The 26036-nt window shown below is 64.4% G+C and carries 23 protein-coding genes; 17 read left to right on the top strand and 6 right to left on the bottom strand.

What is annotated here, in order from left to right; all coding sequences use genetic code 11:
- The first annotated feature begins 72 nt into the window (after positions 1 to 72).
- From guaB to IM701_RS09015, 3 genes are all read left to right on the top strand, one after another.
- Positions 73 to 1530, top strand: a complete 1458-nt coding sequence (gene guaB, locus IM701_RS09025) for an IMP dehydrogenase (protein WP_039334097.1) — start codon at positions 73 to 75, stop codon at positions 1528 to 1530.
- A gap of 10 nt (positions 1531 to 1540) precedes the next feature.
- Positions 1541 to 2728: an RsmB/NOP family class I SAM-dependent RNA methyltransferase gene (locus IM701_RS09020; RefSeq protein ID WP_193826726.1), complete on the top strand. Its 1188-nt coding sequence runs from the start codon at positions 1541 to 1543 to the stop codon at positions 2726 to 2728.
- Between the two features lie 66 nt (positions 2729 to 2794).
- On the top strand, positions 2795 to 3301 hold the full coding sequence (locus IM701_RS09015) for a hypothetical protein (protein ID WP_230487634.1): 507 nt from the start codon (positions 2795 to 2797) through the stop codon (positions 3299 to 3301).
- Between the two features lie 12 nt (positions 3302 to 3313).
- On the opposite strand, the gene IM701_RS09010 is transcribed toward IM701_RS09015, so the two are convergent.
- On the bottom strand, positions 3314 to 3799 hold the full coding sequence (locus IM701_RS09010) for an RNA pyrophosphohydrolase (protein WP_039334001.1): 486 nt from the start codon (positions 3797 to 3799) through the stop codon (positions 3314 to 3316).
- A complete protein-coding gene (locus IM701_RS09005; RefSeq protein ID WP_193826724.1) occupies positions 3796 to 4749 on the bottom strand; it encodes an alpha/beta hydrolase in 954 nt (317 codons plus the stop codon). The genes IM701_RS09010 and IM701_RS09005 overlap by 4 nt, the downstream gene beginning before the upstream one ends.
- Positions 4750 to 4952: 203 nt before the next feature.
- Here IM701_RS09005 and IM701_RS09000 point away from each other — a divergent pair, with 203 nt between their 5' ends.
- The 3 genes from IM701_RS09000 (at position 4953) to IM701_RS08990 (ending at position 8974) form a co-directional block, all read left to right on the top strand.
- A complete protein-coding gene (locus IM701_RS09000) occupies positions 4953 to 6902 on the top strand; it encodes a 2-oxoacid:acceptor oxidoreductase subunit alpha (protein ID WP_039334010.1) in 1950 nt (649 codons plus the stop codon).
- Complete coding sequence (locus tag IM701_RS08995) at positions 6899 to 7951, top strand: 2-oxoacid:ferredoxin oxidoreductase subunit beta (protein ID WP_193826723.1); 1053 nt, start codon at positions 6899 to 6901, stop codon at positions 7949 to 7951. The genes IM701_RS09000 and IM701_RS08995 overlap by 4 nt, the downstream gene beginning before the upstream one ends.
- Positions 7952 to 8035: 84 nt before the next feature.
- Positions 8036 to 8974 carry a metal-dependent hydrolase gene (locus IM701_RS08990; RefSeq protein WP_193826722.1) on the top strand — a complete coding sequence of 313 codons (939 nt, stop codon included), beginning with the start codon at positions 8036 to 8038 and terminating at the stop codon, positions 8972 to 8974.
- On the opposite strand, the gene IM701_RS08985 is transcribed toward IM701_RS08990, so the two are convergent.
- Entirely contained in the window at positions 8971 to 9711 is a 741-nt protein-coding gene (locus IM701_RS08985; RefSeq protein WP_193826721.1) for a phosphatase PAP2 family protein, read from the bottom strand. The genes IM701_RS08990 and IM701_RS08985 overlap by 4 nt on opposite strands.
- 53 nt (positions 9712 to 9764) lie before the next feature.
- Between IM701_RS08985 and IM701_RS08980 the strand changes: the two genes are divergently transcribed.
- Positions 9765 to 11186 carry a deoxyribodipyrimidine photo-lyase gene (locus tag IM701_RS08980; protein WP_193826720.1) on the top strand — a complete coding sequence of 474 codons (1422 nt, stop codon included), beginning with the start codon at positions 9765 to 9767 and terminating at the stop codon, positions 11184 to 11186.
- 37 nt (positions 11187 to 11223) lie between these two features.
- Positions 11224 to 12492, top strand: a complete 1269-nt coding sequence (locus tag IM701_RS08975; RefSeq protein WP_193828400.1) for a cyclopropane-fatty-acyl-phospholipid synthase family protein — start codon at positions 11224 to 11226, stop codon at positions 12490 to 12492.
- Between the two features lie 3 nt (positions 12493 to 12495).
- Here the strand turns inward: IM701_RS08975 and IM701_RS08970 are convergent, their stop codons facing one another.
- The 3 genes from IM701_RS08970 to purF form a co-directional block, all read right to left on the bottom strand.
- Positions 12496 to 12849, bottom strand: coding sequence for a PilZ domain-containing protein (locus IM701_RS08970; protein WP_039334022.1), 354 nt, complete (start codon positions 12847 to 12849; stop codon positions 12496 to 12498).
- A gap of 91 nt (positions 12850 to 12940) precedes the next feature.
- Positions 12941 to 13648, bottom strand: a complete 708-nt coding sequence (locus tag IM701_RS08965; RefSeq protein WP_039334023.1) for an SDR family NAD(P)-dependent oxidoreductase — start codon at positions 13646 to 13648, stop codon at positions 12941 to 12943.
- Between the two features lies 1 nt (position 13649).
- Positions 13650 to 15155 (bottom strand): amidophosphoribosyltransferase, encoded by a 1506-nt coding sequence (gene purF, locus IM701_RS08960; protein ID WP_230487632.1) that lies wholly within the window; start codon positions 15153 to 15155, stop codon positions 13650 to 13652.
- Between the two features lie 348 nt (positions 15156 to 15503).
- Here purF and IM701_RS08955 point away from each other — a divergent pair, with 348 nt between their 5' ends.
- The 9 genes from IM701_RS08955 to IM701_RS08915 all read left to right on the top strand — a co-directional run bounded on the left by IM701_RS08955 (position 15504) and on the right by IM701_RS08915 (position 25283).
- Positions 15504 to 16439 carry an MASE1 domain-containing protein gene (locus IM701_RS08955; protein WP_039334024.1) on the top strand — a complete coding sequence of 312 codons (936 nt, stop codon included), beginning with the start codon at positions 15504 to 15506 and terminating at the stop codon, positions 16437 to 16439.
- 100 nt (positions 16440 to 16539) lie between these two features.
- The gene (locus IM701_RS08950) at positions 16540 to 17781 is read left to right on the top strand and encodes a lipoprotein-releasing ABC transporter permease subunit (RefSeq protein ID WP_039334026.1); all 1242 of its coding nucleotides are present in this window, start codon (positions 16540 to 16542) and stop codon (positions 17779 to 17781) included.
- The gene (locus IM701_RS08945) at positions 17774 to 18463 is read left to right on the top strand and encodes an ABC transporter ATP-binding protein (RefSeq protein ID WP_039334028.1); all 690 of its coding nucleotides are present in this window, start codon (positions 17774 to 17776) and stop codon (positions 18461 to 18463) included. Before IM701_RS08950 ends, IM701_RS08945 begins: the two co-directional genes overlap by 8 nt.
- Positions 18464 to 18515: 52 nt before the next feature.
- Complete coding sequence (locus IM701_RS08940) at positions 18516 to 18779, top strand: hypothetical protein (RefSeq protein WP_052242298.1); 264 nt, start codon at positions 18516 to 18518, stop codon at positions 18777 to 18779.
- Positions 18780 to 18843: 64 nt separating this feature from the next.
- Positions 18844 to 19077, top strand: coding sequence for a hypothetical protein (locus IM701_RS08935; RefSeq protein WP_193826719.1), 234 nt, complete (start codon positions 18844 to 18846; stop codon positions 19075 to 19077).
- Positions 19074 to 19562, top strand: coding sequence for a glutathione peroxidase (locus IM701_RS08930; protein ID WP_039334031.1), 489 nt, complete (start codon positions 19074 to 19076; stop codon positions 19560 to 19562). Before IM701_RS08935 ends, IM701_RS08930 begins: the two co-directional genes overlap by 4 nt.
- Before the next feature lie 75 nt (positions 19563 to 19637).
- Positions 19638 to 23228, top strand: a complete 3591-nt coding sequence (gene dnaE / locus IM701_RS08925) for a DNA polymerase III subunit alpha (protein ID WP_193828399.1) — start codon at positions 19638 to 19640, stop codon at positions 23226 to 23228.
- Positions 23229 to 23247: 19 nt separating this feature from the next.
- Entirely contained in the window at positions 23248 to 24867 is a 1620-nt protein-coding gene (locus IM701_RS08920) for a long-chain fatty acid--CoA ligase (protein ID WP_193826718.1), read from the top strand.
- Positions 24864 to 25283, top strand: coding sequence for a DUF1330 domain-containing protein (locus IM701_RS08915; protein WP_052242300.1), 420 nt, complete (start codon positions 24864 to 24866; stop codon positions 25281 to 25283). The genes IM701_RS08920 and IM701_RS08915 overlap by 4 nt, the downstream gene beginning before the upstream one ends.
- Positions 25284 to 26036 lie beyond the last annotated feature (753 nt).

Here is a 26036-nt window from a genome sequence, read left to right as displayed (position 1 = left end):
TAGCGGAACTGCCCCTTCCTGTTTACATGGGCCGCCACGAATCTCCCCGGACCTTTAGAAGTGGCGCGCATCATGGACATCCCTCTCGGCCTTACCTTCGACGACGTGCTGTTGCGTCCTGCCGAGTCGGATATCGTGCCTTCAATGGCCGACACGCGCACGCGGCTGACCCGGGGTATCAATCTCAACATTCCGGTCCTGTCGTCGGCGATGGACACCGTGACCGAGGCCGACATGGCAATCGTCATGGCGCAGCTGGGCGGGATCGGCGTGCTCCACCGCAACCTTTCGATCGAAGAGCAGTGCGCCGCGGTGCGGGCCGTCAAGCGCTTTGAAAGTGGCATGGTCGTCAATCCGATTACCATTTCGCCCGATGCGCCGCTGGGCGAGGCACAGGCCCTGATGCGCCAGCACAAGATCAGCGGCATCCCGGTGGTCGAGGCTTCGGGCAAGCTTGTCGGTATCCTCACCAACCGCGACGTCCGCTTTGCCGACAATCCGCAGCAGCCTGTGCGGGAACTGATGACGCACGAAAATCTCGCCACGGTAAAGCTCGGCGCCAGCGGCGATGATGCGCGCCGCCTGCTGCACCAGCGCCGGATCGAGAAGCTGCTGGTGGTTGATGATGCATTCCACTGCATCGGCCTGATCACGGTCAAGGACATCGAAAAGGCCGTGACCTTCCCGGACGCCACCAAGGATGCTGCCGGTCGCCTGCGCGTTGCTGCCGCCACCACCGTGGGCGAGAAAGGCCTGCTGCGCACGCAGGCGCTGGTCGAGGCCGAATGCGACGTCGTCATCATCGACACCGCTCACGGCCACAACCGTGACGTCGCCCGCGCTGTCGAAGCGGCGAAGAAGCTGTCGAATTCGGTCCAGGTGATCGCCGGCAACGTCGCCACGGCCGAAGCCACCCGCTCGCTGATCGATGCCGGCGCCGATGGCGTGAAGGTCGGCATCGGTCCCGGCTCCATCTGCACCACGCGCATCGTCGCGGGTGTTGGCGTGCCGCAGCTGACGGCCGTTATGGAGTGCGCCGAGGAAGCCGAGAAGTCGGGCGTTCCGGTGATTGCCGACGGCGGCCTGCGCACCTCGGGCGACGCTGCCAAGGCGCTTGCCGCCGGTGCCAGCTCGGTGATGATCGGCTCGATGCTGGCCGGCACCGAGGAAGCGCCGGGTGAGACGTTCCTGTACCAAGGCCGCGCCTACAAGTCGTATCGCGGCATGGGTTCGGTCGGCGCAATGGCGCGCGGCTCGGCCGACCGTTACTTCCAGCAGGACATCAAGGACCAGATGAAGCTGGTGCCTGAAGGCATCGAAGGCCAGGTGCCCTACAAGGGGCCGGCCAAGGACGTGGTCCACCAGCTCGTCGGCGGCGTGAAGGCCGCGATGGGCTACACTGGCAGCCGCACGATCGAAGACCTGCGCAAGCGAGCGCAGTTCGTGCGCATTACCAATGCGGGCCTTCGCGAGAGCCACGTCCACGACGTGACGATCACGCGCGAGGCGCCGAACTACAAGGTCGGCTGAGGGCGGCTGAATGACGCCTCCGGCGCGGGTTCAGGCCGCGATCGATCTGCTTGATGCAGTGATTGCGGCAGCCAGGGCGCAAGGGGCTTCGGCAGACCGGATTGCGGCGGACTGGTTCCGGGCGCGGCGCTATGTCGGCTCGAAGGACCGACGCGCCATTCGCGAACTGGTATGGAATGCGATCCGGGCATGCGGCGAGGTGCCGGTGTCCGGGCGCGCCGCGATGCTGCGTCTGGCGCAAGCGGACGCGGCTCTGGCCGGGTTGTTCGATGGATCGAACTATGGGCCAGCGCCGATTGAGGCAGGTGAGCCGGTGGCGTCCGGTGGCGTTGCGCCTATGTGGCTGGCAGAACGACTTGCGGCTTCGGGTCTCGATGATCAGGAACAGGCCGCGCTGCTGGGAAGGGCGCCGCTCGATATCCGGGCCAATACGCTCAAGACCACGCGAGACGAATTGCGTTCGCGCCTGCCTGTCGAGGCCGACCTAGCTATCGCCCCACAGGGCTTGCGGCTGCCATCGGGTACGGCAGTCGAATCGTGGCCGGAATTCGCCGAGGGGCTGTTCGAAGTGCAGGACGCCGGGAGCCAGATCGCCTGCATGGCGCTTGGCGTGCAGCCCGGCGAAGCGGTGGTCGATCTGTGCGCGGGGGCGGGCGGCAAGACGCTTTCGCTGGGGGCAGCAATGGGCAATCGCGGCAAACTCCTCGCCTGCGACATTGACCGGCCCCGCCTGTCCCGCCTTCCGGAGCGCGCCAGCAGGGCAGGGGTCCTGGTTGAAGCGCGCCTGCTCAACCCCGGACGCGAGGCTGAGATGCTGGCCGACTGGCAGGGCAAGGCCGAAGCGGTGATGATCGATGCGCCGTGTTCGGGCACAGGCACCTGGCGCCGCAATCCCGAGGCGCGCTGGCGGCTCGATGCCAAGGCGATCGAGCGCTACTGCGCGATGCAGGCCAATGTGCTCGATATCGGGGCTTCGCTGGTAAGGCCGGGCGGTCGGCTGACTTATGTGGTCTGCTCCCTGCTCGATGCTGAAGGTGCAGACCGGATAGAGGCATTCCTTTCGGCCAATCCCGGCTGGGATGTCGCGCTGCCCCCGCTGCCTGCGGGCCAAGCGCGGGGCAGCGGCTGGCGGCTTACACCCTTTAGGGATGGCACCGACGGGTTTTTCTTCGCAACGCTCGTACGCCGTGTTAACTGAAGCGTCATGGACGCGGGTTCATTCAATGATGGTCCTTCAAAAGGTAATCGGACCAAGGAGCTGTTGATGCGTTACGCCCCCATTGCCCTCGCTCTGTCACTTGTCGTTGGCGTGACCGGCAGCATGGGCGTGGCGAAGAACACGGCGGCGTCCGACCCGCGCGTCGAAGCCTTGCTCAAGGACGGTCGTGCATCACTCGCCAAGGGCGACGTCTCGGCGGCGACTGACAGTTTCGAAGCGGCGCTCGCCCTTGATCCCGCCAGCAATCCTGCGCTGCTGGCGCTGGCCGATGCCGCTCGGCGCGATGGGCTGCAGGGCAAGGCGATCCACTATTATCGCCAGGTGCTCGAACGCGATCCCAATAATGTCGTCGCCATTTCCGGCGAAGGCGGCGCGATGGTCGAGAAGGGCGCTCTTGAGAAGGCCCGCCGGAACCTGACACGGCTCGAAGGCCTGTGTGGCAAAGCTTGCGCGGAAACCGCCGAACTCTCGGCCGCCATCGCGCGCGGACCTGCCAAAAAGGTCGTGTCGGCCGAAGCTGTCATCCCAGCCGAGAAGGTCGAGACGAACTGACGCCAGCGGACGTCAGATCAGTTCGCGGAATTCCTCGACCACCTGCCGGTAGACGCGCTTCTTGAACGGCACGATCAGTTCCGGAACCTGCTCCGGTTCAACCCAGCGCCATGCCTCGAACTCGGCATGTTCATGGGCGTTGAGGTCGATGTCGGTATCCTCGCCTGAAAAGCGCATCAGCAGCCACTTCTGGCGCTGGCCGCGAAACTTGCCGCCCCACATCTTGCCCATCAGGAAATCGGGCAGGTCATAAAGCAGTTCGTCGCGCGTTTCCGCGATGATCTGCACGAGGTGGGAGGAGACGCCGGTCTCCTCCTGCAGCTCGCGCAGGGCGGCGGCGTGGAGATCCTCGCCGTCGTCGATCCCGCCCTGCGGCATCTGCCAGGCGTCCATCTCCTTGTTGTCGATCCGCTTGCCCACGAACACGCGCCCGGCGCTGTTCACGAGCATGACCCCGACACAGGGACGGTACGGAAGCCCGGCAAATTCGTCTGTCATTTCAACCTTTCCAGTAGCAGCCGGACCGCCTTGAAGATCGACTGCATGTCGGCCTGCGCGCTCGGGATTGCCTTGCGCACCTGCGTAAACCCGTGGATCGTCCCTTTCATTTCAAGAAAGACGACTTCTGCTCCAGACCGGATGAGTTCCGCCCCATAGACCCGCCCGCTGTCGCGAATCGGATCGAGCCCTGCCGTCACTAGCACCGTCGGAGGCGTGGTCGAGTGGTCGCCATAGATCGGATAGGCGCGCTTGTGGCCGGTAACCGCCTGATAGGCATTGGCGAACCAGTTCATCGAATCCGAGGTGAGGAGGAAACCCTCGGCGAAATCGAGGAAAGACTGGTGATCGGGCTTGTCGTCGGAAAGCGGGTAGATCGGCACCTGCATGACCACCGGCACCGCCGCGGGGCTTTCGACCAGCGCCTGGGTCACGACGATCGTCAGATTGCCGCCGGCGCTGTCGCCCATGGGGATCAGGCCGGTGATTTCGCGCCCCAGCGTGGCCGAGTTCGCAGCGATCCAGCGTGCCGCGGCCTCGCAGTCGTCCGGCGCGGCGGGGAAGGGGTGTTCGGGCGCCAGGCGATAGTCCACCGCGATGACCGGCAGATCGAGTTCCGCGGCGATTTCGGTGCACAGGCTGTGATGGCTTTCGAGATCGCCGATCACGAAGCCGCCGCCGTGGAAGAACACCACCGCCGGACCTGCCTCGCGCGTTTCGCGCAGGTCATAGAGACGAAGCGGGATGTCGCCGGCGGGGCCGGGGCAGGTCAGGTTTCGGACCACTGCCAGTTCGCGCGGGTCTGCTTCGGCAAGTTGACCCATCGCAATGTAACTGGCGCGCGCAGCCTCCAGACCCATCTGGCTCATCGGCGGGGCATCGGTGCTGTTGAGGAAAGCCAGGAAGGCTTGAACGTCGGGGCGTACGTAGTGGGTCTTCTGATCGGTCATGACAGTTCCTCGTCCCGCAAACAGGATTCGTTATAAACACCGTGGTAAGTTGGCTTTTGCAACTTGACTGGCAAGCGCGATGGGAATCAAGAGCGCAGGAGGATTTTTCGCCCTGCGCAGATTTTCTTCTTTGCGAACGGAACACGAGGGGCATAGGCGCGTGTCAGCACTGGGTGAAACTCCCGGGCGCAGCAGAGGACGATATGGCTACACTAGTTGAAGGACCGGACGCGCTGACGGGCGGCAAGGAATCACCGACCCCCGAGGCGGTGGTTGTGCGCTTTGCTGGTGACTCGGGCGACGGCATGCAGCTGACCGGCGGTCAGTTCACCCTTTCCACGGCGCTGGCGGGCAACGACCTTGCCACTTTCCCGGACTTCCCGGCGGAAATCCGCGCGCCGCAAGGCACGCTGTTCGGCGTCTCTGCCTTCCAGATCAACTTCGGCTCGACCGAGATCGACACTGCGGGCGACCAGCCCGACGTGCTCGTGGCAATGAACCCGGCAGCGCTCAAGACCAACGTCGGTGCGCTCAAGGCCGGCGGCCTGATCATTGCCGACACCGGCGAGTTCAACAAGCGCAACCTCGAGAAGGCCAAGTACGAGGTCAACCCGCTTGAAGATGGCAGCCTCGAGAAGTGGCAGCTGCTGGCGTTCGACATCTCGGCGCTGACGCTCGAAGCGGTGAAGCCCTTCGGCCTTGGCAACAAGGAAGCGCTGCGCTGCAAGAACATGTGGACGCTGGGCCTTGCCCTGTGGATGTTCGATCGTGACCGCCAACCGCTGGTCGACTGGTTGAACGCCAAGTTCGCCAAGAACCCGGTTCTGGCCCAGGCCAACATCGCCGCGCTGAACGCCGGCCACGCCTATGGCGAAACCGCCGAGCTGGCAGGGCCGCTCAAGCAGTACCACATCGCTCCGGTCGAGAGCGAGCCGGGCCTCTACCGCACGGTCACCGGCGCCGAAGCGATCAGCCTTGGGCTTGTTGCCGGCGCGCAGCTGGCCGATCTGCACATGTTCTTCGGGGGCTATCCGATCACGCCTGCCTCGGCGATCCTGCACAACCTTGCCCGGCTCAAGGAATACGGCGTCACCACCTTCCAGGCGGAAGACGAGATTGCCGCAATCGCCTCGGCCATCGGCGCGAGCTATGCGGGCCAGCTGGGCGTGACCTCGTCGTCTGGCCCCGGCATTGCGCTCAAGGGCGAGGCGATGGGCCTTGCCATCATGACCGAGCTGCCGCTGGTCATCGTCAACTCGCAGCGCGGCGGCCCGTCCACGGGCCTTCCGACCAAGACCGAGCAGTCGGACCTCTACCAGGCGGTCTATGGCCGCAACGGCGACGCGCCGATGCCGGTGATCGCCGCGCGCAGCGCTTCCGATTGCTTCGAAGTCGCCATCGAGGCCTGCCGCATCGCGGTGGAATACATGACCCCGGTAATGCTTTTGACCGATGGCTACATCGCCAACGCGGCCGAGCCGTGGAAGGTGCCGGACCCGGAAAGCTTCAAGCCGTTCCCGGTGACGTTCCTCGAAGAGAAGAACGGCCCCAACGGCGAACTGTTGCCCTTCGCGCGCGACGAAAAGGGCGCGCGTCCGTGGATCAAGCCCGGCACTCCGGGCCTGATGCACCGCATCGGCGGCATCGAGAAGAACCCCGGCACCGGCAACATCGACTACAGCCCGGCGAGCCACCAGATCATGACCGACGCACGCAAGGCCAAGGTCGAAGGCGTGGCGAACTCGATCCCCTTGCAGGAAGTCAGCCACGGCGAGACCTCGGGCAAGCTCGTGGTCGTCGGCTGGGGCAGCACCTATGGCCCGATCTATCAGGCCGTGCGCCGCGCCCGCCGCAAGGGGCTGGACGTCAGCCACGTCCACGTCCGCCACATCTGGCCGATGCCGTCGAACCTCGGCGATCTGCTGCGCGGCTATGACAAGGTGCTCGTGCCCGAGATGAACACCGGCCAGTTCAAGACCGTGCTGCGCGACCAGTTCCTGATCGACGCCCAGCCGCTCAACAAGACCAGCGGCCAGCCCTTCACCATCGCGGAAATCGAAGCCGCGATCGTGGATGCGCTTGGCGACCACGCCGGAGGCGAGGTCGATGCCGACAAGACGCAGCTGCCCAGCATCAAGAGTGACAATCCATGAACGAGATGACCAAGATCGCGGTCCAGACCACGCTCAAGGACTGGGAAACCGACCAGGAAGTGCGCTGGTGCCCGGGTTGCGGCGATTACGCGATCCTCAAGGCGGTGCAGCGCACCCTGCCGGAGATCGGCGCCGATCCTTCGAACACCGTGTTCGTTTCGGGCATCGGCTGCTCCAGCCGCTTCCCGTACTATGTGGAAAGCTATGGCTTCCACACGATCCACGGCCGTGCGCCCGCCTTTGCCACCGGCATCAAGCTCGCCAATCCGGAACTCGACGTCTGGCTGGTGACGGGCGATGGCGATGGCATGTCGATCGGCGGCAATCACACGATGCACATCCTGCGTCGTAACGTGAACGTGCAGATCCTGCTGTTCAACAACGAGATCTACGGCCTGACCAAGGGCCAGTTCTCGCCGACGAGCCGCGAAGGCACCAATTCGCCGACGTCGCCGCTCGGCTCGGTTGACCGTCCTGCGCTCCCCTGCGCCTTCGCGCTGGGTTCGGGCGCGCGCTTCATCGCGCGGGCCTATGACGTCTCGAAGAACCTGCCCGGCGTGCTCAAGGCGGCTCATGCCCACAAGGGCGCGGCCTTCGTGGAAATCTTCCAGAACTGCATCGTCTACAACAAGGACCGCTTCGACGACTTCGTCGCCAAGGGCGTGGCCGACCAGAACCAGCTGTGGCTGACCGATGGCGAGCCGATGCTGTTCGGTTCGGAGAAGTCGGGCGGCGTGAAGGGCATTGCGCTCGACATGGACACGCTGACGCTCAAGGTCGTCGACGTGAACGATGGCGACTGGCAGGCGGCGGGAGTGCTCGTCCACAACGTCAAGAACCGCGCGCTGGCACACATGCTCGTGGAGATGCCGTTCGGCCCGTTCCCGATGGCGCTGGGCGTGATCTACGACGATCCGCGGCCTTCCTATGAGGACGTGCTGCTCGGCCAGGACGAACAGGCCCGCAAGGGCAAGGACGCCAACCTCGCCAAGCTGCTTGGCAAGGGCCAGACCTGGACCGTCAGCGGAACAGCTGCCGATCCGGTCTGATTTCCGGGTTTCCCAAAGGCTTCCAAGGCCGCAAGGATGCGACGCGGGTCGTGCCCTTGCGGCCTTTCTGTTTGAGGTCACCGATTGGACAACCTGACGCACAGCCTTGTCGGTTGGGCACTCGCGGAAACGGGTCTGAAGCACCGGTCGCGCAAGGGCCTTGCCGCGCTGGTGCTGGCGGCGAACATGCCGGATATCGACGTGTTCTTCGGCTGGGCGCCGTGGGCGCCGCTCGCCATGCATCGCGGGTTCACGCATGGGCTGGTGGGTGGCGTGGTGTTGATGCCGCCGTTGCTGGTAAGCCTTCTGTGGCTGTTCGATAGCTGGCAGGCTTCGCGCGGGAAGATCGCGCGGGAGGCGCCGCCGCTGCGCTTGGGCTGGCTGGTGTTGCTTAGCTACCTCGGTGCGATCACGCATCCACTGCTCGATCTGCAGACTGTCTATGCCGTCCAGCTGCTGTCGCCGTGGAGCGAACGGTGGTTCCACTCTGATGGCCTGTTTATCGTCTCGCCCTGGGTTCTCGCGATGTTGGGTGGTGGCATATGGGCAACGCGGCGTTTTGCCTCCGGCGCGATCGCGGTGGCTTGCCTGGGACTGGTGGCAGCGTTCATCCTGCTCAATGTCGGCATATCCGCGCTGGCCTGGCAGGCACCGCGCAGCGACGCCCCTTATGCCATTCCCGACCGCGTGTTTGCCGCGCCCGAGGCGATGATGTTCTGGCGGCGCGATGTGGTCTGGCGTGAGCGCGGCAGGATCACATTCGGCAAATACGATCCACTCCGGCGGCTTGGCGGTCTTTTTAGCTTCGGCGCTCCGATCGCTGACAACATGAGCGATCCGCTCGTCCGCAAGGCAGCGAACGCAACGCCCGAGGCGGTCAAGTTCCTCGCTTGGTCGCAGATGCCGGTTGCGAAAGTGCAGCGCTCCGGCTGCATGGCGAGGGTGACTTTCGCGGATGCGCGGTTCACTGGCCCGACGATGGCGCGAAACTTCAACACGGTGGTTGAACTTCCGACCTGCTAGGCGCCGGGCGTCAGTGTCTTGAGCATGTCGTCGGCCTGCTCGGCGACGGCTTTCGCTGGCTTGTGCAGCAGCGCCGAGGCGAGGAACGCCCAGCCTGCGCCGCCAAGCCATCCCGCTGCAACGTCAGTCGGAAAATGGACGCCGAGCCAGACCCGGCTGATCGCAATGGCAATGCTCAGGGCGATGGCGCTGATGATCAGGGTCCAGCGAATCGAGCGGCGCGGGCTCATGGCCGCGAAGGCCAGCGCGATGGCAATGTAGATCACCGCGGAATTGAAACTGTGCCCACTGGGAAAGCTCTGCCCGCCCGCCTCGGTCAGGTGCGGCACGATCATCGGGCGGGGGCGGCCGACAGCAATCTTGACCAGCGAGTTGACCAGCCATCCGCCCATCACCGTGGCCGTCAGCAACACTGCTTCGCGCTTCAGGCGCAGAAAGAGCAGCGCCGCCAGCACGCCGATCAGGATGAGGTTGCGCAGCAGGACCCCGCCAAGCGCCGTCAGATCCCGCACCGCCTCGAGAAGCCATTGCGGACCGGCGGGAACAAGGTCTGCCCCGCGTCGCCAGAACAGCAGGCCGGAACTGTCGATCTCGCTGCCGTGCCCTGACAGCACGAGCGAGGCGACCAGGACAAAGCCGATCCAGCACAGCGCCGACGCGATCAGGGCATGGCGCGGAGATATTCTCCAGCTGCGCGCCCTTTGGGGCAGGTGGCGTTCGGGGGCGGCTTGGACCATCGGTTGCTTGGAACGAGATTGCCGCAAACCTTGTTCCCGAACAACGGTTTGTGATGCCGGCTTGCAAGGGCCGCATAACAGGAGAAAGGGAACTGGTGTCTGCATCGACGCAGGCCGAACCGACGATTGTCTGGTTCCGCCGCGATCTTCGTCTGGCCGATCAGGCGGCGCTTCTGGCAGCCGCCGAGGCCGGGCCCGTTATCCCGGTCTACGTGCTTGATGACGAGACGCCCCGGCACTGCCGCATGGGCGGTGCCTCGCGCTGGTGGCTGCATCACAGCCTGGCCAGCCTGGATGCCGCGCTTCGCAAGCTGGGATCGCGACTGATCCTGCGCCGGGGCAAGGTGCATGAGGAACTGGCGGCGGTGCGCCGCGAGACCGGGGCACGGGTCGTCCACGCGCTGCACCACTACGAGCCGTGGTGGCGCAATGCCGAGAAGGCCGTCGCCAAGGGTATGCAGCTTGTCCTGCACGATGGCAACTACCTGGCCCCGGCCGGTGCGGTGAAGACCGGAAGCGGCGCGCCCTACAAGATCTTCACGCCATTCTGGCAGGCCCTTAAAGAGCGGATGCCGCCCGCGCACCCAGCGCAAGCACTAGAGCAGCTGGTCGCGCCGGAGCACTGGCCGACGAGCGACACGCTCGACGACTGGAAACTGCTGCCCACTGCGCCGGACTGGGCGGGCGGGTTCCGCAAAGAATGGATCCCCGGCGAAGCGGGTGCGCACAAGCGGCTGGAAGCCTTTGCGGTGCGGGCGGCGCGGTACGAGCAATGCCGCAATCTGCCGTCGATTGCAGGAACTTCGCGCCTGTCGCCGCATCTCCACTTCGGCGAGATTTCGCCGGCGACGGTGTGGCAGAAGGTGGCCGATGCCGGCGGATCGGTGGACGTATTCCTCAGCGAGCTGGGCTGGCGCGACTATGCCCAGAACGTGATCGTGCAATTCCCAGACTATGGCTCGAAGAATGCGCGGGAGGCCTACGACCGGCTGCAATGGCGTGACGATCCCGAGGGGCTGCGGGCATGGCAGCAGGGGCGCACTGGCTACCCGATCGTCGATGCCGGGATGCGCGAGCTTTGGCACACCGGGTGGATGCACAACCGCGTGAGGATGATTGCGGCAAGCTTCCTGGTGAAGCATCTCCTGATCGACTGGCGTGAAGGCGAGCGTTGGTTCTGGGACACCCTGGTTGATGCGGATTACGGTTCCAACGCGGTCAACTGGCAGTGGACGGCAGGGACGGGCATAGATTCCAACATGTTCGTGCGAATCATGGCACCACTCACCCAGTCGGCGAAGTTTGACGCAGCAGGCTATATCCGCAAATGGGTGCCGGAACTGCGCCATCTGTCCGACGCCGAGGTCCACGATCCCACGTTCCCGCCACCGGGCTATGTCCGCAAGATCGTGCCCCATGCGCAAGGCCGGGCGCGGGCTTTGGCGGCACATGATGCAATGAAGGCGCATGGCTGACCTTGCGCGTTACGCTGCGGAGCCGCATATCCCGCCCATGACTGCACAGACGCCATCGAGGGGACGGCATCTGGTGGCCGGTGGCTGGAACATGTCTGCCGTCGGCCGCTGGGTCGCACACCTGTTTGCCGGACCGTTCGAGCGCGTTGTCGAAAGGATCGACCGCGGTCTCGTTCTTGGCACGATCCACGCTATCTTGCCGGACGGCAGCCAGCGCACTGTCGGCGGGCGGGGCGAGGGGCCTGTCGCGCGAATTCACCTGCATAGCTGGAATGCGCTTGTGCGGCTGGCTACGGCTGGCTCGATCGGCTGGTATGAGGCTTGGGTCGAAGGCGAATGGGATAGCCCCGATCCCGTGCCGATCTTCGATCTGTTCATGCGCAACGCCGCCACCTTGGGCGACGTCGGCCGGGCTAAAGGTCCGTGGCGTCTGGCTGGCCGGGCGCTCAACTTCCTGCGCAAGAATTCGCGAGCGCAGGCGCGGCGCAACATCGCGGCGCACTATGACCTTGGCAATGACTTTTACCGCCAGTGGCTGGACTCGACCATGAGTTACTCGAGCGCGTTGTGGGACGGCATTTCGGCAGATTCACCCTTGGCCGAGGCTCAAGCCAACAAGGTTGACCGATTGGGGGCGCGTCTGGCGCTCACACCTCGCAGCGAAGTGCTCGAGATCGGTTGCGGCTGGGGCTTTCTGGCGCGGCGCCTCGCCGAGACGACCGGGGCGCGGGTGACCGGCATCAGCCTATCGGACGAGCAGCTGGAGTGGGCGCGCGAAGCCCTCACTTCATCAGGGCTGGGCGGGATCGAGTACCGTCATCAGGATTACCGCGATGTCGAAGGAACATTCGACGCTATCGCCAGCGTCGAGATGGTCGAGGCCGTGGGTCGCGAATATTGGCCGTCCTACTTCGACTGCCTTGCCCGCTGTCTGAAGCCCGGAGGGCGTGCGGCGCTGCAATACATCACCATCCGCGATGACCTGTTCGATGCCTATGCCGCCAGCGCCGACTTCATCCAGGCCTATGTCTTCCCCGGCGGCCTGCTGATCAGCGAGCGGGAGTTTGCACGACTGGCGCACGAGCGCGGGTTCACATGGCAGGATCGCCAGGACTTCGGTCTCGACTATGCCCGCACGCTCAAGCTGTGGCGCGAGGCGCTTGATCTTGCCGTAGTCGAAGGGAGGCTGCCTGCCGGGTTTGACGAGCGGTTCGTCAACCTGTGGCGCTATTACCTGATGTATTGCGAAGGCGGGTTCCGCGGTGGCGGCATCGACGTCAGCCAGGTGACGCTGGTAAAGCAGTAAGCTTCAGGGACGCCTGAAAACTCCGTCCCCGCGATATCGCGCGAGGATGTTGTCGTGGACGATGGGGCTGAGCAGGTTGGCGAAGGCGCAGCCGACGCGGCCGGAATCCCACCACACCACCTCGGCCTGAAGGGATTCCATGCCGGGCAGGGTCAGCCAGCAGCGGTTGCCGGCGTGCATGCGTTGCAGCGCATTTGCGCAGAAGCCGCCTAGCGAAAGGTCAAGCACGACGGTCTGGAAGCCCTTGCCGCCGGATGGCCTGAGCGTTGCCGGAATGTTGACACGTTGGCGTGGCGCACTGCGGTCCTCGAGCGCGGCCTGCCCATAGATGTTGGTATTCCAATCCGTCGTCGTCATGCCGGGCGACCTCGACCCATTGCGTTTCCGGTCTGCCGACGGATCGGCAAACCTTTGCAAAGAATCGCGCGGCTACGTTAATTAGGCGCTATCAGTCCTGGTTAACGCGAATGCGGTGCGGACTGGCAAACTGTTCACCAAGAAGCGTAACGATCCGGTCAGCAACGACTTCCGGAGCCTTGACCGTCTGCGGGTCTTCTCCGGGGTAGGCGCGGGCGCGCATCTTGGTGCGGGTTGCGCCCGGATCGACCACGGCAACTCGGATGGCCGCGGTGTTGCGCACTTCCTGCCCATAGCTGCCCAGCAGGTTGTCAAACGCCGCCTTCGAAGCGCCGTAGGCACCCCAGTAGGCGCGGGGGGTGGCGCCGACGCTGCTCGTCACGCCGATGACGCGGGCGTCCTGGCTCTTGCGCAGCATGCCGTCGAAGCCGGCAAGAAGTGCCTGCGTTGCCAGCACGTTGAGAGTCAGCGCCTGGTTGAACTCGCGCGCGTCGATCTGCCAGACCGGGGTGAGGGTGGGCAGGACGGCGGCGTTGATCACCAGAATGTCGAGTGCCTTCCAGCGGCCCGAGATGGCGGTGGCGAGACGGGCGATGCTGTCAGCCTCGGAGAGATCGACCGGCGCAATCGTGGCGCTGCCACCGGCCTCGAAGATCTCTTCCTCGATCTTCTCGAGGTCCTTGGCGTTGCGCGCCACAAGAACGACGTGCGCTCCGGCAGCGGCCAGTGCCTTGGCCGTGGCCGCGCCAATGCCGCGGCTTGCGCCGGTAACCAGCGCGACCTGACCCGCAAGGCTCATCTTACGCGACCTTTCCGACCGGCAGCGAAAGCTGATCGGGGCTCTCGCGATCGGCAAGATCGGTCAGGCGTGTGGGGTATTCGCCAGTGAAGCAGGCGTCGCAATACTGCGGGCAAGACTTCTTGCGTTCGGCCTCACCCACGGCGCGGTAGAGGCCGTCGATCGAGACGAAAGCAAGGCTGTCGGCGTGGATGAACTCCGCCATCGCGGCGACATCCATGCGTGCAGCGAGCAGCTTCGAGCGTTCGGGCGTGTCGACGCCGTAGAAACACGAATGCTCGGTCGGCGGGCTGGCGATTCGCATGTGCACTTCGGCGGCGCCTGCATCGCGCATCATCTGCACGATCTTGAGGCTGGTAGTGCCGCGCACGATCGAATCGTCGATCAGGACAATGCGCTTGCCGGCGACCAGCGCACGGTTGGCATTGTGCTTGCGCTTCACGTCGGCGTTGCGGGCACCGTCCGAGGGCTGGATGAAGGTGCGGCCGACATAGTGCGAGCGGATGATGCCGAGTTCGAACGGGATGCCGGACTGCTGGGCGTAACCTAGCGCAGCAGGCACGCCGCTGTCAGGCACGGGGATGACGAGATCGGCGTCTGCCGGGCTTTCCATCGCCAGTTGCGCGCCGATGGCCTTGCGTACCTGGTAGACCGAGCTGCCACCCATGACCGAGTCCGGGCGGCTGAAATAGACGTGTTCGAAGATGCAGGGGCGCGCGTTGGGCTTGCCGAACGGCCTGTGCGTGCTGAGGTTGCCGTCGAGATCGACCTGGATCAGCTCGCCGGGCTCCACTTCGCGCACGAAGTCTGCGCCGACGACGTCAAGCGCAACGGTTTCGCTGGCGAAGACCACCGCGTCACCGAGCTTGCCCATGACGAGCGGGCGGATACCGAGCGGATCGCGGCAGGCGATCATGCCCTCGGGCGTCATGCAGATCAGCGAATAGGCGCCCTCGATCAGGCGCAGGGCATCGACGAAACGGTCGAGCAGGGTGGGGTAACGGCTCGTCGCAACGAGGTGAATGATCACCTCGGTGTCCGACGTCGACTGGAAGATCGCGCCCTTGCGGACGAGATCGCGCTTGAGGAACATCGCGTTGGAGATGTTGCCGTTGTGGGCGATCGAGAACCCGCCCGAGGCAAGGTCTGCGAAGAGCGGCTGGACGTTGCGCAGACCTGCACCGCCCGTCGTCGAATAGCGGACGTGGCCAGAGGCCATCATGCCCGGCAGTTCGGCAATGGCCGATCCGGTCGAGAAATTCGCCGCCACATGGCCAATGCCCTTGCGCGAGTAGAATTCCTGTCCGTCGAAGCTGGTGATGCCCACGGCTTCCTGCCCGCGGTGCTGCAGGGCATGGAGACCTAGCGCCACTGTCGCCGCAGCGTCACGTACGCCGAGTACGCCGAAGATGCCGCACTCCTCGCGCAGCTTGTCGTCATCGGCGCCGATATCGCCCCGCCCGATATCCCAGGGCGTTGCATCGAGAAGTTCGTGATCTGTGGTCATGGGTCCCGTGGACTCGCGTGGGCGCGTGCGCGCCGGCCGGTTTCTGGCGCCCAAATGGCGACGTTTGCGCACAATGGCAAGGGCAAGGTTCGCAATGCATCGCTTGAGGCCGTTCCCGGCCCGGGGAACCGCGAGTCTTCTGGGGCGTAGTTGGGGCCACGGACAGGCGGAGCATGGAGTGGCTGGTGAGGATAATCGGTATCGGGCTGTTGGCTCTGGTGGCGCTTTTCGTGATTGGGGGGACGATTTCCTACCTGCTCAACGTGGTTTTTCACTGATCTGCGCAGTCGATGATTGTGCGTGATTTGCGCTGGGAAAAATTAACCAGGGCAGTGTTAGGGCACGGCAATGCGCGTTGCCCGTACTCTTGCCGATCCGGTCTGTACCGCCGTCGCATACTTTGCGTTGGCCTATGGCGCAGTGGCGTTCGGTCGGTTCACCGGCGGCGTTGCCATGGTCTGGATCGCCACAGCGCTCCTGGCGGGGCGGCTGGTGCATCTTCCGTTCCGCCTCTGGTTGAAGTGGGTGGTCCCGTGCTGGTTCGCGAGTACCATCGCAACCGGGTACTTCGGGTTTGGCTGGGTCCTGGCGGTGCCACTGGCTTTCATAAATATGGCCGAAGCTATCGCCGTCGCGTTCGTCTGGCGGCGGATCACCGATGCGTTCTGGCCGCACGACATCCTCGAATGGGTGACGTCCTTCTACCTCGGCATCGGTCTGACCATCCCATTGGTGACCGGTTGCATCGCATCGTTCCTGGCCTGGTTCTCCTTTGGTCAGCCGCTGGTCGAGAATTTTACCCGATGGATCATCGGCCACGCTCTCGGGCTGGTCGCGTGCCTGCCCGTGTTCCACTATGTCTACCATCGCCTCGCACGCGGACGAAGCTTCCTGCCGCCAGCGCGCCAACTGCCCTTGGCAACGCTCGTGTTCGGGTCGTTCACGGGCCTGACCGCGCTGGTATTCCTGCTCGACATGCGCGCGCTGCTGGTGTTCCCGCTGGTATTCCTGATGGTTTCCTCGGCCCTGGTGCCAGCTGCGATCACAACCTTGATGCCTCTGCTGCTGATCGCCATCGGCGGCACGATGACTATCCTGGGGTTCGGGCCGATTGCCGGCATGGACATCGAGTTCGGCGACCGCATCCAGTTCTTCCAGCTCTATGTCGGAGTGACGGTGCTGGCAGCCCTGCCGCTTTCGTGCGAGCGCCATCGGCGCATCATAGAGATGCAGCAGATGCAGCACCGGATTTCGGAACTCGAACGGACAAGCGCGGCACTCTGAACGTCCGGTTCTTGCAGCCATTGCCGTTTGCTGCGCTCCAGCCTACATCCGCAGCCGTCTCCGGGAACCCGGAGGCGCATTCCTGCCAGGGGACTTCTGCTTGATCCTGTCGCCATTCGAATGGACCATCGCCAAGCGCTACATGCTGCCCGGGCGAGGCGAGGCATTCATCGCGCTCGTCGCGGGCATCAGCCTTGTCGCGGTAATGCTCGGTGTGGCCGCGCTGGTCATCGTGATGAGCGTGATGAACGGTTTCCGCGCCGAACTGCTCGACAAGATCGTGGGCCTGAACGGCCATGCGATCATCCAGGCCTACGGCGGGCGGCTGGACAACTGGCAGGACATCCTCAAGAAGGTTGAGGCGACGCCCGGCGTTACCCATGCCTCGCCGCTGATAGAGCAGCCGCTGCTCGCCAGCTTCAATGGCAGGGTCGAGGCGATTCTTGTGCGCGGCAATACTGCGGGCGATATCAAGCGGCTGGAGGACAAGCGCGTCGATGGCGTGATCGCCTCGCTGCGGCCAGAGTCAGGCAATGTTGCCATCGGTTCGCGCCTTGCCCAGAACCTTGGTGCGCGGGTGGGCGACAGCATCACGATCATCAACCCGCAAGGTCGAGCTACGCCGTTCGGCACTGTCCCGCGCGAGATTGCCTATACCGTATCGGCAATCTTCGAAGTCGGCATCTACGATTATGACAACGCCTATGTGGTCATGCCCATCGCGGATGCGCAGACATTGCTGCTGACCGGTGACTCAATCGGCATGATCGAGGTCACTACGACCAATGCCGATACCGTGTCCGAGACCCTTGCTCCCATTGCCAAGCAACTCGAAGGCACGGCGGTCGTCACCGACTGGAAGACCATCAACGCCAGCCTGTTCGAGGCACTGGCGGTGGAGCGCGTGGCGATGTTCATCGTGCTTTCCATCATCGTGCTGGTCGCGGTGTTCAACATCCTTTCGTCGCTGATCATGCTCGTGCGCGCCAAGACGCGGGACATCGCGATCCTGCGCACGATGGGGGCAACGCGGAAAAGCCTGCTCAAGATCTTCGTCACGATCGGCTTCGTGATCGGTGCTCTTGGCACCGTTTCCGGACTTCTGCTGGGCTTCGTCTTCCTGTTCTTCCGCCAGCCCATCGTGAACGCGATCCAGTGGGTGACAGGGCAGAACCTGTGGGACCCGTCGATCCGCTTCCTTACCGAGCTGCCGAGCCGTTCGGACCCGGTCGAGATCACGACCATCTGCCTGATGGCCTTGCTGTTCTCGTTCCTTGCCACGCTTTATCCGGCGCTGAAGGCTGCCAGCACGGACCCGGTTCAGGTGCTGCGTTATGAGTGATCCCGTCGCCAAAAATCCTGTGGTTCGATTGCGCGACCTGCGCCGCTCGTTCAGCCAGGGCGGGGTGACCATCGACGTGCTGCGCGGCGTGAACCTCGAGATCCGCCCCGGCGAGATCGTTGCGCTGCTGGGGCCTTCGGGTTCGGGCAAGTCGACCATGCTGCAGGCGATCGGACTGCTGGAAGGCGGTTTTTCGGGGCTGATCGAGATCGCCGGGACGAATGCCTCGCAGCTTTCGGGCGATGACCGGACGGCGCTGCGCCGCGATCACCTGGGCTTCGTCTACCAGTTCCATCATCTTTTGCCCGATTTCAACGCGATCGAGAACGTGGTGCTGCCGCAGATGGTGGCAGGCAAGACGCGGGGCGAGGCAGAAACCCGGGCGGCCGAGTTGCTTACTGCGCTGGGGCTTGCCAAGCGTCTCGATCACCGGCCCAGCCAGCTTTCGGGCGGCGAGCAACAGCGTGTCGCCGTGGCGCGTGCGCTGGCCAACCGGCCGGAAATGGTGCTGGCCGACGAGCCAACCGGCAACCTTGATGAGGCCACTGCCGACCGCGTGCTCGAGGAGTTTCTCAAGCTGGTGCGTGGCGAGGGCAGCGCGGCGCTGATCGCCACGCACAACGAGCGCCTCGCCCTGCGCATGGACCGCGTTGTGCGGCTGCATGAGGGTGTGCTCGAATAGGGATACATCGTTCTCCTGAAGCGTTTTCGTGTGCAAAAGGAGATCGTACCCCATGAACACCACGATCCGCGCCGAAGCTGCCGATGCGGCTGCATTCTGGAACGACCACGCCGTTGTCCTGCGCCGTGAGGCTGCAGACGGCGTGTTCCACGGCTTTGCCTCGCTGCATTCCGGAACCTTCGCCGACATGGTGCGAATGGTTGCGCGCATGTCGGAAAGCGAGCGGGCGAACCTGGTCATCGAGAAGTCGGGCGACCGGCAGTATTCCCCGGCCGAAATTGCGGCACTGGCCCATCGCATCGATTTTCCCGCCTAAGCCCATTTGCCGTTGATCAGCTTCCCTTGTCGTGCGAACCATTTGCATGACAAGGGGAGAAGTCATGTCCGGTCTTGATTGGAATGCCGAAGCCACGTTGCATGAGCGCGACGATGCCGGCTCTGAGATGCAGTACAATTTCAGCGTCCTCAAGAAAGCTCCCTTGCGGGACCTGGTGGCGGAAGTGGCTGGCATGGGTGCCGCCCAGCGTGCCCGCCTGGTGATCGACGTGGCGGGAGGCAAGTCGCTCAACGTCGGCGAAATCCTCGAACTTGCGGATCGGGAGGGCCTGACATGAGCGAACCGACCACGATAGCCGATTTCAAGGCGAAGAAGCCAAATGGCGAAGTGATCGATCTGGCCGAGAAGAAGGGCAAGGTCTTGCTGGTGGTCAACACCGCGTCAAAGTGCGGCTTTACCCCGCAGTACGACGGGCTCGAGAAGCTGTGGAAGGACTATGGCGACCGGGGCTTCGAGGTGCTGGCCTTCCCCTGCAACCAGTTCGGCGGGCAGGAGCCGGGCTCGGCCGACGAGATCGAGAGCTTCTGCAAGGTCAACTTCGGCCTGAGCTTCCCGCTCATGGCCAAGATCGAGGTCAATGGCGACAATGCCGACCCGCTCTACGACTGGCTCAAGAAGGAAGCGCCGGGTGTGCTGGGCACGAAGGCGATCAAGTGGAACTTCACCAAGTTCCTGATCGGCCGCGACGGCAAGGTCGTCCGCCGCTATGCGCCGACCGACAAGCCGGAAAGCATCGCGAAGGATATCGAAAAGCTGCTCTGACAGCAGCATTCGGTTCGGGGGAAAAACAGGCCGCGCCTCTCGCAAGAAGGCGGCCTTTTTCCTACCTTGGCCGACATGCCCCACGCCCCCTTCGTTCCCTTGCGCATCTTCTCGTCCTACACGATGCTCGACGGAGCGATCGATCCCAAGGCGATTGCCAAGACGGCGGCGGAGCGGGGTTTTCCGGCGGCGGCGATTACCGATCGCAACGGGCTCTATGGCAGCGTCGCCTATGCCAAGGCATGCAAGGACATGGGCGTGCAGCCCGTCATCGGCACGATGCTGGCGGTGGCGCGGCCCGAGCGTGATGGCGCGGCGACGGGGTTCGGGCCTGCTGCACCGACCGTCGACTGGCTGGCGCTCTATGCGCAGGATGCACGCGGCTATGACAACTTGTGCCACCTCGTCAGCCGCGCGCATCTTGAGCGGCCTCTGGAGTTCGAGGCGCATGTCGTGCTGGCGGACCTCGTTGGCCACACCGATGGGCTGATCTGCCTGACCGCGGCGGGCGAGGGCGCGCTGGCGCGGCTGCTTGCGGGGCAGCAGCAGTCTGCGGCCGAAGCTTACCTCGATCGCTTGCAGGAACTGTTCCCCGAGCGGCTCTACATCGAGATCGCGCGGCGCAACGAGCCGGTGGAAGAGGCGTCTGAAGAGGCGCTGATCGATCTGGCCTATGCTCGAAACCTGCCGCTGGTGGCGACCAATCCCGCCTGTTTTGCCGAGCGCGGGTTCTACGACGCGCACGATGCCATGCTGTGCATCGCCAGTTCCACCCACGTTGACAGCACCGACCGTCCGCGTTCCAGCAAGGAGTGGTGGATCAAGCCTGCGCCGGTAATGGAGGAAATCTTCAAGGACCTCCCCGAAGCGCTCGCCAACACGCTGGTCGTAGCACAGCGCTGCGCGGTGATGCCGCCCAAGCGCAAGCCGATCCTGCCGAGCCTTGCCGGTGACCAGGAAGGCGAGGCGCGGATGTGTGCCGAGGACAGCCGCAAGGGCCTCGTCCTGCGGTTGAAGCCCTATTACCCGGAAGCCGCCCACGCCGAGCTGGAGCGCGTGCTGTGCCTTGGCCCGGATGCCGAGCCGGACGCTGCCGATTATCCGCAGCTCAATGTCGCGGGCGTGTGGGAGGAAGTGCTCGACTACCGCAAGCGGCTCGAGTTCGAGATCGCGATCATCAACCGCATGGGTTTTGGCGGCTACTTCCTGATCGTCGCTGACTTCATCAAATGGGCCAAGGAGAACGACATTCCGGTGGGGCCGGGGCGCGGTTCGGGCGCGGGCAGCCTTGTGGCATGGGCGCTGACCATCACCGACCTTGATCCGATCAAGCTGGGCCTGCTGTTCGAGCGCTTCCTCAACCCGGAACGCGTCTCGATGCCGGACTTCGATATCGATTTCTGCGAAACCCGGCGCGGCGAGGTGATCCGCTATGTCCAGCGCAAGTACGGGCTGGATCACGTGGCGCAGATCATCACCTTCGGCAAGCTCAAGGCTCGCGCCGTGCTGCGCGATACCGGGCGCATCCTGCAGATGAGCTATGGGCAGACCGACCGCCTGTGCAAGATGGTGCCCAACCATCCGACCGACCCGTGGCCGCTGCCGCGCGCGCTGAACGGGGTGGTGGAACTCAAGCGCGAGTATGACCGCGATCCCGAGGTCAAGCGCCTGATCGACCTTGCGATGCAGCTGGAAGGCCTGCCGCGCAACAGCTCGACCCATGCGGCCGGCGTGGTGATCGGCGACCGCCCGCTGGCGCAGCTGGTGCCGCTCTACCGCGATCCGCGCTCGGACATGCCGGTGACGCAGTTCGACATGAAGCATGTCGAGGATGCGGGCCTCGTGAAGTTCGACTTCCTCGGCCTCAAGACGCTGTCGGTGCTGCGCAAGGCGGTCGACCTGATGGCCAAGCGCGGCATCAGCATCGACCTTTCGGCGCTCGCCTGGGATGACGAGCAGACCTACAAGCTGCTGCAGTCGGGCGATACGGTGGGCGTGTTCCAGCTGGAATCCGAAGGCATGCGGCGCACGCTGGCGGCAGTGAAGCCGACCAACTTCGGCGACATCATCGCGCTCGTCTCGCTTTACCGTCCGGGCCCGATGGACAACATCCCGCTGTTCGGGCGGCGCAAGAACGGTCTCGAAAGCATCGAGTATCCGCACGAGAAGCTGGCGGGAATTCTCGCCGAGACCTACGGGATCTTCGTCTACCAGGAACAGGTCATGCAGGCCGCGCAGATCCTGGCGGGCTATTCGCTCGGCGATGCAGACCTTCTGCGCCGCGCGATGGGCAAGAAGGTGCAGGCCGAGATGGACGCGCAGCGCCAGCGCTTCGTCGATGGCTGCAAGACGGTGTCCGACATTCCGGCGGCCAAGGCCAACGAATTGTTCGACTTGATCGACAAGTTCGCAGGCTATGGCTTCAACAAGTCGCACGCTGCCGCTTACGCGCTGCTGGCGTATCAGACGGCGTGGCTGAAGACGCACTATCCGCACGAGTTCTATGCGGCATCGATGTGCTTCGACATGCATCAGTCGGAAAAGCTCTCGGTCTTCGTCGACGACATGCGGCGCAATGGCGTGGCGCTGGCCGGGCCGGACATCAACCATTCCGAGGCCGAGTTCACCGTCGAGCGGACGCAGGACGGCTTTGCCGTGCGCTATGCACTGGCGGGCCTGCGCAATGTGGGCGAGAAGGCGATGGAGCAGATCGTCGAGGAGCGCGAAGCGAACGGGCCCTTTGCTTCGCTCGACGACCTGTTCAAGCGCATTCCGGCAGGATCGATGAACCGGCGGCAGCTGGAAGCGCTGGCTGCGGGCGGTGCGCTCGATTGCCTTGAACCCAACCGCGCGCAGGTGATTGCCAATGCCGAACTGCTGATGGCGGTGGCGGACGAAGCGGCGCGCTCTCGCACGTCGGGGCAGGGTGGCCTGTTCGGCGGGGACGATCATGCCACGCCCGCCACGCGCCTTGCCGAGACGAAGCCGTGGAGCCGGGCCGACCAGATGGCGGCGGAGCGCGAGAACTTCGGGTTCTATTTCGCGGCGCATCCGGTGGAAGAATATCGCGCCGTGGCTTCGGCCAACGGGGCGAGATCGTATGGCAGCCTGATGACCAGCAGTGGCGAGCCGGGCGGGCGTTCCGGCGCGGTCATGGCGGCGCTGGTGGAGAACGTGCAGAAGCGCAAGACGAAGAAGGGCAAGGACTTCGTCATGGCCGACTTCTCCGACAGTTCGGGGCTGTTCTCGGCCTCGTGCTTCGAGGAATCGCTGGTCGAGCCGTTCCAGCAATGGGCGAAGGACGGGACCTGCGTGCTTCTCAATGTCGAACTTGACCGGCCCAATCCCGACGAGCCGCCGCGCGTGACGGTGCGGGGGGCAAGGCCGCTGGCTTCGGTGACAAGCTCGTCGCGGATGATGCTCAAGCTCGAGGTGAGCAAGCCCGAGGCGATCTCGGAGCTGGCGATGCTCCTGCCGCGTGGGTCTGGCGGGACGGGCGAAGTGCTGGCGCGCCTTCGGACTGGCGGACCCAAGGAGCCGCTCGTGCGGCTCGGCAATGATTTTAAACTGGACAGCGACTTAATCGAGCGATTGATTCCGATAGAAGGACTCGCCAATGTCGCCCTGACCGCAAGACCGGAAAGGCATCTGCGGCTGGTCGAATAAGAACCGGATGGAGAGAGAGATGACTCAGCAGCTTGGCGCAATGCAGGACTGGAAGCTGCGGGTCACACATCTGATAGACCACGCCGCGCGCGAACACGGTGCGCGCGAGATCGTCAGCCGCTGGGCCGATGGCAGCGAGACGCGGACCAACTGGGCCGGCATACGCCACGATGCGCTGCGCATGACGCAGGCCTTGCGCAAGCTTGGCGTGCAGCCCGGGGACCGGATCGCGACGCTGGCGATGAACCATCATCGGCATCTGGTTTCGTGGTATGGCGCGGTGGGCGTTGGCGGCATCCTCCACACGCTCAACCCCCGGCTGTTCGACGATCAGCTCGAATACATCGTCAATCATGCCGAAGACCGGGTGATGCTGTTCGACAAGGTCTGGGCGCCGATCATAGAGCGGATGAAGCCGCGCTGGCCGACGGTCGAACACTACATCTGCTTTGACAGCAGCGAACCGGCGCTTCACTTCGAGGAATGGATTTCGGGCGAGGACGGCGTGGCCGAGTGGCACGACGGTGACGAGCGCGATCCCTGCATGCTGTGCTATACCAGCGGCACCACCGGTAATCCCAAGGGCGTGCTCTATGAGCATCGCTCGACCATGCTCCATGCGCTGAGCGCGATCAGCCCGCCCGTGTTCGGGATGGACTGTCGCTCGGTCATGCTGCCGATCGTGCCGATGTTCCATGCCGCCAGCTGGGGCCTGCCCTGGGCCGGCGCGGCGGCAGGGGCCAAGTTCGTCTATTCGGCGGTGAACGACGGCGCAGTGCTGTGCGAGCTGATGAACCGCGAGAAGGTGACCTGTTCGGCCGGGGTGCCCACCGTGTGGCTGGCCCTGCTGCAGCATGTCGACACCCACAACGGTGGCGAAATCCCGCCGAGCTTGCAGACCATCGTCTGCGGCGGTTCGGCGATGCCGCGCGCGATGATCGAGCGCTTCATGCGCGCCGGGCGCCGGGTGGCCCATGCCTGGGGCATGACCGAGACATCACCGATCGGCACGACGGGGGCCGAAACCTGGAACTGGGACGAGCTTTCGTTCGACGAGCAGGTGACGGTCAAGGCGATGCAGGGGCGGCCGCCGTTCGGCGTGGAAATTCGCTGTGTCGATCTGGGCGATCCGGAGAAGGTCCTGCCGCGCGATGGCGTGACGGCGGGAGCCTTGCAGGTGCGCGGGCCGTGGATCGTCAAGCGCTACTTCAAGGCCGAGGCCGATGCGGTGGTGGAAGGGCAATGGTTCGATACCGGAGACGTAGGCCTGATCCATCCGGACGGAACCCTGCAACTGACCGATCGCACCAAGGACGTGATCAAGTCCGGCGGCGAATGGATCAGCTCGGTCGAACTGGAGAATGCTGCGATCGGTCATCCGGCTGTGGCCGAGGCGGCAGCGATCGGCGTGTACCACCCGAAATGGGATGAGCGGCCGTTGCTGGTTGTGGTGAAAAAGCCGGGCGCCGAGTGCAATGAGGAAGAAATCCGCAGCTTCCTTGCGCAACATGTCGCCAAGTGGTGGGTGCCCGATGCGGTAGCCTTCGTGGAACAGATCCCGCACACGGGCACCGGCAAGATCAGCAAGAAGGACCTGCGCGAACAGTTCCGCGACTTCGTGTGGGACAAGGTGGCGTGAGCGAGCGCCCGGTCTACATCGATCCGAGCCGCGAGAACTTCGAGGTCTTCAAGTCGCTGCCGCGCGACCGGCCGATCCACATGCTCAACCTGATCAAGTTCCGCGATCTTGCCGAATACCCGGAAGGGCACCCCAACCATGGCAAGGGCCTGACCGGGCGCGAGGCCTATGCGATCTACAAGGACGCGTTTCAGGCGCTGGTAAGGGATTCCGGGGCGGCGATGGTGTGGCACGCGCCGATGGAATGCGTTGTCACCGGGCCGCAGGGCGAGTGGGACGAGGCTTTCGTGATGGGCTACCCCGACGCCGGGGCATTCTTTGCGATGGTGAAGGACGAGGCTTATGTCCGCGATGCGCTTCCGCATCGCACAGCGGCGGTGGCGGACAGCCGGTTGATCCGGTTCAACGGGGCTTAGCGTTTCCTTGGCGTGGAGCCGGGTGCCCACCCCGCTGCGACTAGCTTCACTACGTTCAGCAAGTCTCACGGCTCTCCCGCCTGGGGGAGGGCATCGCATCGCGGAACCCCGGTGCGCCCCCGCAAAGGCGGGGCCTCATTGGTTTACTGTGAGGTTCCGTAAGAACAACGAGGTCCCGCCTTCGCGGGGACGCCGCGAGGTGGCGCGAGAGATCATCCGCTGGCGAATGCGGACCATAACGCCTGTGGGAGTTCACAGATCGCGCGACCGGTGCGGTGCCGTTGTGGCACGCAAGGGATGGGGCGCGGGACCGGTTGCGAGTGGCCGGGGGCGGTTCCGGGCCCCTTGTCGGCTCAGCCTGATGGTCGGACACATGCGAAAGGACGAAGCCTTGGCAGCGGCTCGCGTACTGCCTTGGCTTCTGGCAAGCGGCTGCGTGAAAAGAACCTGTCGTTTGTGCTGACACAGTCGCACAATCATGGCGGGTTCCGCATCCGCAGCGTCGCTCAGGGTTCGGCGCCGTGCTATCAGCCCTGGGTTGTCCTGTCTGTCCTTGGGTAACGGCAGGGTTTGCCCGGTGGGCCTTGGGCTTTACGCCCCTCGTTGAACCCGCTGCGCACCTGCCGCACCGATCGCGCCGGAAGCCTCCGCACACAGCGTCAGCTTCCGAAGGAGAGGAGCGGGTTGGCCTTGTGCCCTCTCCTGACCTGTGGGTGGAGCATATAACCTATATGGTTCTTTTTGTCAAGTTGT

It is taken from the genome of Novosphingobium sp. ES2-1 (genome assembly GCF_015169775.1).
GTDB classification, from domain to species: domain Bacteria; phylum Pseudomonadota; class Alphaproteobacteria; order Sphingomonadales; family Sphingomonadaceae; genus Novosphingobium; species Novosphingobium subterraneum.
This window is presented reverse-complemented; position numbering and strand designations above follow the sequence as displayed.